Origin of the sequence: Aeromonas sp. sif0611, assembly GCF_019218845.1 — a bacterium.
Taxonomy (GTDB): domain Bacteria; phylum Pseudomonadota; class Gammaproteobacteria; order Enterobacterales; family Aeromonadaceae; genus Aeromonas; species Aeromonas media.
In genome coordinates this window covers 1-432 of sequence record NZ_JAHUWU010000032.1, presented here as the reverse complement: position 1 = coordinate 432, position 432 = coordinate 1, and the positions used below count along the sequence as shown (strand labels likewise).

The 432-nt window shown below is 64.6% G+C and carries 1 protein-coding gene; it reads left to right on the top strand.

Going from position 1 to position 432, the window contains the following annotated elements; translation table 11 throughout:
• A partial coding sequence (locus KW824_RS20630) for a VCBS domain-containing protein (RefSeq protein ID WP_218410882.1) occupies positions 1–432 on the top strand: 432 nt, incomplete at both ends.

Sequence of the window (432 nt, the reverse complement as noted above, 5' to 3'; positions counted from 1 at the left end):
AGGTCGACAACAGCAAGGTGCAGTACCTGGGCGAAGGGGAGACCAAGGTCGAGACCTTCACCGTGCAGTCTGTGGATGGCACCGAGCACACCGTCACCATCACCATCACCGGCGTCAATGATGCGGCGGTGATCACCGGCACTGACACCGGCGGCGTGACCGAAGATGAAAGCACGCCGCTGCTGACCGAGACCGGCACCCTGAGCGTGACCGACCTGGACGGGGCGGATGAAGCCAAGTTCCTGGCCGGCAACGGCACCCCGAGTGCGGGTGCGCTGGGTAGCCTCGCCATCACCGAAGGCGGCGCCTGGACCTACCAGGTCGACAACAGCAAGGTGCAGTACCTGGGCGAGGGCGAAACCAAGGTCGAGACCTTTGTGGTCACCTCCGTGGATGGCACCGAGCACACCGTCACCATCACCATCACCGGCG